The 8,925-nt window shown below is 32.8% G+C and carries 9 protein-coding genes and 1 pseudogene; 1 reads left to right on the top strand and 9 read right to left on the bottom strand.

Features of this window, described 5'->3' with window-relative positions:
- Positions 1–123: 123 nt before the first annotated feature.
- The 6 genes from tnpA to N4A55_RS06130 form a co-directional block, all read right to left on the bottom strand.
- Positions 124–555: an IS200/IS605 family transposase gene (gene tnpA, locus N4A55_RS06155; protein ID WP_293754672.1), complete on the bottom strand. Its 432-nt coding sequence runs from the start codon at positions 553–555 to the stop codon at positions 124–126.
- 80 nt (positions 556–635) lie between these two features.
- Positions 636–1,244 carry a hypothetical protein gene (locus N4A55_RS06150; RefSeq protein WP_293754671.1) on the bottom strand — a complete coding sequence of 203 codons (609 nt, stop codon included), beginning with the start codon at positions 1,242–1,244 and terminating at the stop codon, positions 636–638.
- A 4-nt stretch (positions 1,245–1,248) separates the two neighbouring features.
- Positions 1,249–1,566, bottom strand: a complete 318-nt coding sequence (locus tag N4A55_RS06145) for a hypothetical protein (protein ID WP_293754670.1) — start codon at positions 1,564–1,566, stop codon at positions 1,249–1,251.
- 5 nt (positions 1,567–1,571) lie between these two features.
- Positions 1,572–2,165, bottom strand: a complete 594-nt coding sequence (locus N4A55_RS06140; protein ID WP_293754669.1) for an integrase catalytic domain-containing protein — start codon at positions 2,163–2,165, stop codon at positions 1,572–1,574.
- Positions 2,129–2,893, bottom strand: coding sequence for a hypothetical protein (locus N4A55_RS06135; RefSeq protein ID WP_293754667.1), 765 nt, complete (start codon positions 2,891–2,893; stop codon positions 2,129–2,131). Before N4A55_RS06135 ends, N4A55_RS06140 begins: the two co-directional genes overlap by 37 nt.
- Complete coding sequence (locus tag N4A55_RS06130) at positions 2,890–3,147, bottom strand: TnsA endonuclease C-terminal domain-containing protein (protein ID WP_330666334.1); 258 nt, start codon at positions 3,145–3,147, stop codon at positions 2,890–2,892. The genes N4A55_RS06135 and N4A55_RS06130 overlap by 4 nt, the downstream gene beginning before the upstream one ends.
- A gap of 53 nt (positions 3,148–3,200) precedes the next feature.
- Here N4A55_RS06130 and N4A55_RS16855 point away from each other — a divergent pair.
- Positions 3,201–3,491: pseudogene (locus N4A55_RS16855) on the top strand (cyclic GMP-AMP synthase DncV-like nucleotidyltransferase); the annotation flags it as partial.
- A 334-nt stretch (positions 3,492–3,825) separates the two neighbouring features.
- On the opposite strand, the gene N4A55_RS06125 reads toward N4A55_RS16855, so the two are convergent.
- The 3 genes from N4A55_RS06125 to glmS form a co-directional block, all read right to left on the bottom strand.
- Positions 3,826–5,901: a Mu transposase C-terminal domain-containing protein gene (locus N4A55_RS06125; RefSeq protein WP_293754665.1), complete on the bottom strand. Its 2,076-nt coding sequence runs from the start codon at positions 5,899–5,901 to the stop codon at positions 3,826–3,828.
- On the bottom strand, positions 5,898–6,746 hold the full coding sequence (locus tag N4A55_RS06120) for a TnsA endonuclease N-terminal domain-containing protein (protein ID WP_293754663.1): 849 nt from the start codon (positions 6,744–6,746) through the stop codon (positions 5,898–5,900). The genes N4A55_RS06125 and N4A55_RS06120 overlap by 4 nt, the downstream gene beginning before the upstream one ends.
- A gap of 187 nt (positions 6,747–6,933) precedes the next feature.
- Positions 6,934–8,766 carry a glutamine--fructose-6-phosphate transaminase (isomerizing) gene (glmS, locus tag N4A55_RS06115; RefSeq protein ID WP_293754661.1) on the bottom strand — a complete coding sequence of 611 codons (1,833 nt, stop codon included), beginning with the start codon at positions 8,764–8,766 and terminating at the stop codon, positions 6,934–6,936.
- Between the last annotated feature and the right edge of the window lie 159 nt (positions 8,767–8,925).

Below are 8,925 nucleotides of genomic sequence, written 5' to 3'. Positions count from 1 at the left end.
TACCCACCTGCTAAAGCAGGTGGATTTATGGCATAAATGCCGAGGACTGAAAGTCCTAATTGGTCCTGGGCTAAAGCCCACTAAAGTTCTAAGCTAGAAGCTTAATTAATATGTTGAGTAAACTCAATCCTCCAGCTTAAATATAGCATCTTTTTGATTACTACCTTGATTAGCTATATAATTCCTTATCATTTCTTCAGTAACATTACCTACTGTTCCACAGAAATATCCCCTAGCCCATAAATGTTGCCCCCAATATCTCTTTTTTAACTCTTTGAATTCTTCTTGCAATAAACGCGAAGATCTTCCCTTTAGATATTGAACTAACTTACTTGGAGCAATACTCGGCTTACATGATACCAATAAATGTACATGATCTTTTCCTATACTCCCTTGTAATATCACTACATCCCTAGCTTCACATCCTTGCCTTATCAAATCTCGTAATCTTTCCGATATAGGCTTATACAATACTTTATAACGATATTTTGTTACCCATATTATATGATATTTTATATCATATATAGCATGACTACTTCTGTTATAACTCTCCATACTTATCACCTCTAGCTAAAGTATGGACATTTTACAATAATAATAAGGCTAAAAGCGTATACCGTCTAAAGACGGTGGAGTTAGACCACGCCCCTGTAATTTAAACTCTCAAATCTATGATTGAATATGATTAATGTAGATAAAGATCTATTCTCTCTTTCAACTTCTATTAGCTGCAGATGTCTACAATTTATTATTATATGTGCACTAAGATACTTTCTAACATTCCTCCCATTATCCAAATACCTAAACCGCCTTGGCTTCTCTGACTCTGGTAAATAATCTATCCTATAACTTGCCTGAACACCATATGTATCTCTCAATTCATTCAAAATCATCACCATATTATACAAATCATTTTGCACATATAGTACATCATCAGCACATTCAGTAAACTCCAAAGACTTCTCATTGTATTCACTTAACCCATCCCCTAAGGAACGCTCGCACTCTTCCAACTGAATCCTCTTTGTTATCTTATCAACCAGCTGATTCTCATTAGTAATCTTATGATTCTCATATGCCACATCTATTCTCTGCTCAAACCTAGTTTTAGCTATAGACATCTTAACAATATCAGTATCCTTCTTAGCCCCTTTTTCTTCATCAATGTTAACATCTTCTGGTTCATATGCAATAAATGTATACTTTTTAGGCTTTTCTTGCTTTTGAGCAACGTATTCTGCCACATTCTTAATAAATTAACTTTTCAAATGGTAGCTGCATATTAAGACATGCATAGATTTGCTCAATTCTTATAATATTATCAGTAATACTATATCTTGCATCAAGAGAAAAAGGCTTATCTATATGAAAATCAAACTCAAATCGTCTTAAGTTAATATAATTATGATAGATACTATTGAAGGTTTTATAAGCTTTTTTATCTGCCAGTAACCATCCTAAATATATTGCATGATTGCGATTCCTTAATAAGGAGTCAGGATACTCATGAATCTTCTCTATGGTAAATGTTTTACCTACATAACCATATCTAAAATATCTATCCAAACTATTTAAGGCTTATCTCCACGTTCTTTGAAATCCTTAATAACTGCACCTGGTGTTGTCTCTTTTATCTTAGTATTCACAGTTAGAAACTTTCTCTCTACAATACCTTTTAGGTCGCCTCTATAGGGTGGTGTATTCAATATCTGTACGTGTAAGTTATTAATAAGATTATGCACGTTATACCCTTCAAATTCACCTCTATCGGCAACAATCTTCATAGGTAAGTAACTATGTGGCCATTCTTCTTCAGAAATATCAATACCATAATCTGCACAGAATTCTACTTTATCTTGGACCACATTATCGAGAGCCATCATGACACCAATCCAACTTGGTCCTTCTAGACCTACATAGATACCTACTACCATTCTTGAGAATACATCTATAACAGCGTAGACAACAGGTCTACCAATAATATTACCTTTGATAGATTCCGATAATAGGTAGATATCAGCTACTGTTGCATCAATCTGATATGTATATCCTGGTCCCATGACTTTTTCATTGGAGGAACTTTGAAATTCTCGTTTAGTCCCTGAATACTTATTCTCACCTTCTCTTTTTATGAACTCATTTTTGCATCTTTGAATTTGTGACACCAGTAAACGAATTGATTATACGAAGGGATTCTATTCTGATCCCATACTTGGTAAGTAACTTTAGCATTCTCTACAACTTTATCTGAGAAATACTCTTTTAGTAGGTAGTAGTAGCATTCTTTGTATGATTTTTTCTGCTTGCTAAGATATTGGTTCTTATATATTTTTTTTATAAGGTTCTTAATTGTATCATCTATGTTAATACCTTTCGATATCTCTTGTACTTCAGCTGGTCTACCTCTTTTGCCAGTCATTCTAATTGTCTTTTCTTTCCCTTTACCCCCTGAGTTAACATAATCAGGCAGTAGAGCATTCTTATTCATACCTCTAACCAAATATCTAGTAAGCAACCGTCTTAATGTATCTGTTGACATATTGTGTTTGTCAGCAATTTCTTTAAACATACTCATCTTATTTTTTGCTTTAAGAAATTTCTTCTCTTCTGCTTCCCATAATTCCAATACAACCTTATATTTTCTATCACGGTCATATATATCCCTATCTGATAACGATTTTTCATCAATACTTTTAGCAAAAGGATCTTTAACTTGAATCAATATTTCATAAAGAAGCATTTCTTCTAACTTGCTCAACATCATTTTCTTAGGCATAGATTTAACATCTAATAACTTTACATAGTAAACTATACCTTTATCTAACCAAACCGTTCTAATTTTTGTGTTTGCATCATCATTAAATTGAAGTACCATATTTACGCATATACTCATCCACTTTTCACCTGTTTTTCTATTTTCTCGATAATGCTGACAGATTGATATTTATTATAGTCCAGTTTCTCTAGAAGATTAACCTTCAGCTTTTTCTTATAGACTAAATGATTAAATAATGTAATACTCGTACCTAATTCTAGACTCATACTTTGGTCAAAAGTAAATAACACATCTCTCAAAGTCAGTTGCTTATTTTTAGTAACAATGTCTTGTAATTTATCTAGTAGGAATATCTTATTTCTCTGACTCATCTTACTAATCGCTACTTGGTTATTAATATCATAAAAACCACGTAGATACAAGGTTGAAAGATGGGCTTAGTGAATATAATGATGAAAATAAAACAGATTATAAGATTGTCGATACTGTAGTACAAGGTAGTATTGCAATGTCTACTACTACCCAAAATGATAGTAATGATTATGATATTGATGTTGCCATAATATTTGATAAAGATAATATTCCAGAAGGAACTACGGCTACAAAAAATTTAGTTGTAGCTGCAATCAAGAAAAAATGCAGTCAATTTTATAAAGAACCAGAATTTAAAACTAACTGTGTTAGAATATATTATCAAAGTGGCTATCATATTGATTTTGCCATATATCGTAGATATAAAGATGAGGATGGAAATTATAAATATGAGCATTGTGGAAGTGAATGGCGACCAAGAGATCCAAGAGCAATAACTAAGTGGTTTATGGATGAAAATAAGCTAAAAGACTATCGTTTAATTAAAGTAGTAAGACTGTGCAAAATGTTTTGTAAGTCTAGAGAAAATTGGAGAATGCCAGGGGGGCTAATTCAAACTGTTTTAGTAAATGAATGCTATGAGCATAATGATAGAAGTGACGTTATGTTTTATAATATACTAACAGCTATAAAAAATAGATTAAAAGAAAATGACGATAATGATGAAGTTAGAGAGGTTAAAAATCCTGTTGATCAAAATTTAAGCCTTTTAATGATATTACCTGACTATCTGTGTGAATATCATTGTTATCTAGCTCAAAATATTCTTTTTGTCGATTTAACTTCTTCTCACCTAATCTATTATCTCTAATGGCTAATTGCCTACTTCTATCGCTTTCGTTGGTTTCTATGGCTCTCTTCTTAGCTTCACTAACTAGCGTATTAATCTTATGATTTAGGTCTACTTTCTGTTTGGTCTGCTCATGCTTGTAAGCAGCTGTTTGCTGACGGTCAAGTTTCATCATGTATTTAATCTCGTATAATGATAGATCTCTGAATATATTACAAGCTTCTGTTAATTGACATGTCATGTAATCAGATCCATCTTCATTTATGATATAAATACAGTTCATATTTCTTGGATCATAGACAAATTCAACCTTGTTATTGATGAGTTTAATAAACCATTGTTCTTCAATAGCCTTGGAACAGCTGTAATAGATCTTGGTTGAAAATCGAAGTCCTCTTCTTGTAATCGTAGCAGTTCCACGAGGTAGTAGATTCAGTCTTACGATATCTCTTTCTCTACTAACTAGTGCTGTTCGACGATTCTCCATACCCCATTGCCATAATTCTATAGGTCTTGCTAAAACATTATCTCTCAACATCTGGCGATCTCTTTGGTAGTTATCAATAATGTCTTTGTTATGATCAAGTACCAGATAGATAAGCTCCTTGGTGAAGTCATGTAATGTTAATTTGGCATCTAAGTAATATGGCTTATCACCACGCTCTCTATATTGCTTAATAACTGCTCCTGGTGTTGTCTCTTTAATCTTGCTATTAACAGTACGAAACTTCCTTTCTACTATACCTTTGAGGTCACCTCTATAGGGTGGCGTGTTAAGTATCTGTACATGGAGGTTATTAATAAGATTATGGACGTTATATCCTTCAAACTCTCCTCGATCGGCTACTATCTTCATTGGTAAATAACTCAATGGCCATTCTTCAGATGTGATACTAACCCCATAATCAGTACAGAATTCTACTTTATCTTGAACGACATTATCAAGTGCCATCATAGCACCAATCCAACTTGGTCCTTCAAGACCCACATAGATACCTACAACCATTCTAGAGAATACATCTATCACAGCATAAACTATAGGTCTACCTATAATATTGCCTTCAATGGATTCTGATAATAGGTACACGTCTGCTACAGTTGCATCAATCTGATATGTATACCCTGGTCCAACAATTTTTTCGTTAGATGAGCTTTGTATTTCTCTTTTAGTACCTAAAAATTTGTTTTCGCCCTCTCGCTTAACAAACTGATTTTTGACATCTTTAAACTTCTTACACCAGTAGACAAATTGATTGTATGTGGGTATTCTATCTTGATTCCATACTTGATAAGATACTTCATCCTCAACAACTATTTTATCTGAGAAGTATTCTTTTAGTAGGTGGTAGTAGCAATCTTTGTAAGATTTTTTCTGTTTACTAAGATACTGACTCTGGTAGACTTTCTTAATCAGAGCTTTAATTGTATCATCTATATTTATGCCCTTTATATCCTGCTTTATTTCAACAGGACGCCCTCGTTTTTCAGTAGTCGCTTTTCTTTCTTTCCCTTTACCTCCTGAGTTATTGTAATCGCTAAGTAAAGCATTCTTATTAAGTCCTCTAACTAAATATCGTGTCAATAATCGTCTTAAAGTGTGAACAGACATATTATATTTCTCAGCAATTTTATTAAACCTAGTCATTCTCTTCTTATTATCAAAAAGCTGTTTCTCTTCACCTTCCCATAATTCTCTAATAATCTCATATTTTGTATCTCGATCATATCTTGATTTATCAGTTAGAGAGTTCTCATCTATGCTCTTGGCATAAGGATCTGGAACAATAAAGTATTCATCATTCTTTATTGATTCCTCAATCTTATTAATTGCCATCTTCTTAGGTAGTGATTTTATATCTGATAACTTAACATAATAAGCATTATTATTATCCAACCACACAACTCTAATCTTTGTATCCTTATCATCATTAAATTGTAATACCGTATTTACTACTATACTCATCCACTTTTCACCTGCATTTCAATAGTATTAACCTTTTCAATAGGCTCATAACATTCTAGGTTAATTTTATGATTTAAGTCCATTTTAATCTTCTTGGTATATAGCAAATAATTAAACATTGTTATACTTGTTCCTATTTCGAGATTCATATTTCTATCAAAATCAAACAATATTTCTCTAAGTTTCTGCCCTAAATTAGTTACTAATATATCTTGTAGCTTAGATAATAGAAACAATCTATTTCTCTCGCTTATATCACTAATTCCAGTATGATTATCAATATTGTGAAATCCTCTTAAATACTCAAGATTCATTGCTAAAGGTTTATTGATTTCTTCTCCTGTAACAATACCCCAATCCACACCTTTTTTACACCAAAAGAGACGTTCAATCTCGAATTTTTCTATGACCCGCTTATTCTCCAATTCATCTCTTCCCTTTACCGTTCTAGCTTTAAATAAATTCTTGTCGCTAAATTGCTCAGTAACTAGAAAATCTGTTGTCATAACAATATAATCTTTTGAGGATATGTCAGAGGGATGCTTAATGCCTATCTCCTTAGCTATAGCTAAGGTATCTTCTCTATAGAGAAGAGGATATTGCTCTCGTATATCTATGACACTATCTGCAAATTCCAATAAATAAAAATAATATAGTTCATTATTAGATAGAAATTCATGTTGTCTACCCGTTTTGTGACTATATACTCTGGTAACATTCCCCATAGATGAAACATCTTGTATTGTAAGCCAAGGTTTATATGTACTCTTTTCACCTTGTCCTCTACCCTCTTTTAACCACTTTTCATATTTATTATCTGTAAAACCTCTTTTACGCTTTGCCATTATCTCACCATTCCAACAATTTATAATATACTCTATTATTTATTATTAACAAAAAAAATCCAATATATGGTTCTAAATCATATATCGAACTTTTTTGTGACAATCTTTAATATTTTATGGCAGTCTTTATTATTTCGTGGCAATCTTTATTATTTCCCCACAATGGCAATCTTTTTTATTCAAAACCCTACTCCACTGTAACACTCTTAGCCAAATTCCTAGGCTTATCAACATCATTCCCAAGTCCCACAGAAATATAATAAGCAAATATCTGTTGTGGAATATTTTCAAGTAGTGATGTAAACATCCAATGAGTTCTTGGAACATATATAACATCATCTGCAATCTTGCCAATCTCATCATTGCCTTCTAGTGCTATTGCTAATACCTTAGCTCCTCTAGCTTTTACTTCTTTTATATTACTTACTGTCTTTTCAAAAAGCTCTTCATGACCTGTTAATCCAACTAGCAATGAATTATCTTCTATAAGTGCAATTGGACCATGTTTCAACTCACCAGCTGCATAAGGTTCTGCATGAAGGTAAGCTATCTCTTTTAACTTCAATGCACCTTCCATTGACACAGCATAATCAAGACCCCTGCCAATGTAGAATACGTTCTTGGAATTAATATATTTATCAGCTAATTGTTTGATTGTATCTGCCTGCTCCAATACTTTACTTACCTTATCAGGTAGTAAATACAACTCTTCTCTTAATTCTAAGAATCCCTCCTTAGATATCTTTCCTAGTTCCATAGCTATCTTAATAGATAGTAGATACATAGCACATAACTGAGCTGAGTAGGCTTTCGTAGATGCTACAGCGATTTCTGGACCTGCAAGGGTATATAATACATCGTCAGCATCCCTTGATATTGTTGAACCAACTGCATTAACTATGCCAATAACATATGCCCCTGCTTTCTTAGCAAGTCTAAGAGCCGCAAGTGTATCTGCTGTTTCACCTGATTGTGAAACAACAATCATCAATGTGTTTTCATCTAGTATTGGTTCTCTATAACGAAATTCTGATGCTACCTCTGCTACTACTGGTATTCTAGCTATTCTTTCAATTAGATATTTTCCTACTAAGCCTGTATAGGAAGCTGTTCCACAGGCAACTATATATATCTTGTTAATTTTCTCAAGAACCTCTCTTGATATATTGATATCATCTAGGACTATATCATTGACGTCAAGAGGTAATCTTGGAGTTAATGTGTCTTTTACTACTCTTGGCTGTTCATATATCTCTTTTAACATATAATGATCAAAGCCTTCTTTTCTAGCGGCTTTCAAATCCCATGTAACATTGAATATCTCTCTAGTTACTTCGTTTTTATCTGTATCTATTATCTTTACATTATCTTTAGTTACAATTGCTATTTCCTTGTCCTCTAAAAGATATACGTCTCTTGTATGTTCTAGAATGGCAGGAATATCAGATGCTATATAGTTCTCACCTTTACCTATACCAATAATTAATGGACTATCTTTTCTAACTGCAATTATTTTATCTGGTTCATCATTACAGATAACACCAAATGCATAAGAACCTTCTATCTTATCTATAGCTTTTAAAACAGCATCTAAAAGATTATGGTTTTTGCTATAATAATAGTCTATCAACTGTACTGCTACTTCAGTATCTGTTTCTGATAAAAACTTTTGTCCTTTTGATTCTAGTTTCTCTTTTATTGTCATGTAGTTTTCTATAATCCCGTTGTGAACCAATGATATAGTATTAGTACTATTCATATGTGGATGAGAATTAATGTCTGAAGGCTCACCATGAGTAGCCCAACGGGTATGACCTATACCTAAGTTACCATGTAACATGTTATTGTTCAATCTCTCTTCTAGATTAATTAATCTTCCTTTTGTCTTGACACATTCAATTTTATGATCGTAAATGGATACACCTGCTGAATCGTATCCTCTATATTCTAAGCTTTTCAACCCATCAATCAATATGGGGGCAGCTTCTTTATCTCCAATATAACCAACAATTCCGCACAAAATAATTACCTCCTATTTATTAAATATTCTCTCGGAATCTCTAAGCCAGTAAATTCAACGCTTCTAGATTCCTTTTTATTAAAACCCCCCACTTTTTTGTCAAAAACCATTGACATATTCATCGAAAAATGTGCGCTTCGCGCCTTGATTATGAAATAT

This window comes from Vallitalea sp., assembly GCF_025211055.1.
Classification (GTDB): domain Bacteria; phylum Bacillota; class Clostridia; order Lachnospirales; family Vallitaleaceae; genus Vallitalea.
This window is presented reverse-complemented; position numbering and strand designations above follow the sequence as displayed.